Origin of the sequence: Streptomyces sp. AC558_RSS880, from assembly GCF_019049255.1 — a bacterium.
In the GTDB taxonomy this organism is placed as follows: Bacteria; Actinomycetota; Actinomycetes; order Streptomycetales; family Streptomycetaceae; genus Streptomyces.
Window position 1 is genome coordinate 1 of the sequence record NZ_JAGMUJ010000136.1, and the last position, 279, is coordinate 279.

Consider the following 279-nt stretch of genomic DNA (forward strand, 5'->3'; position numbering starts at 1 on the left):
CGTCCGTTCCTTGAGAACTCAACAGCGTGCCAAAAGTCAACGCCAGATATGTTGATACCCCGACCTGATCGGTTCGATCGGGTTGAGGTTCCTTTGAAAAAACACAGCGAGGACGCTGTGAACCGCCGGACTATTCCTCCGGTGGTTCCGCTCTCGTGACGTGTTGCACCGGATTACCGGTAAACATTCACGGAGAGTTTGATCCTGGCTCAGGACGAACGCTGGCGGCGTGCTTAACACATGCAAGTCGAACGATGAACCACTTCGGTGGGGATTAGT

At 53.8% G+C, this 279-nt stretch carries 1 rRNA gene; it reads left to right on the plus strand.

Going from position 1 to position 279, the window contains the following annotated elements:
• Positions 1 to 186: 186 nt before the first annotated feature.
• Positions 187 to 279: ribosomal RNA gene (locus KUM38_RS32910) — 16S ribosomal RNA — on the plus strand; the annotation flags it as partial.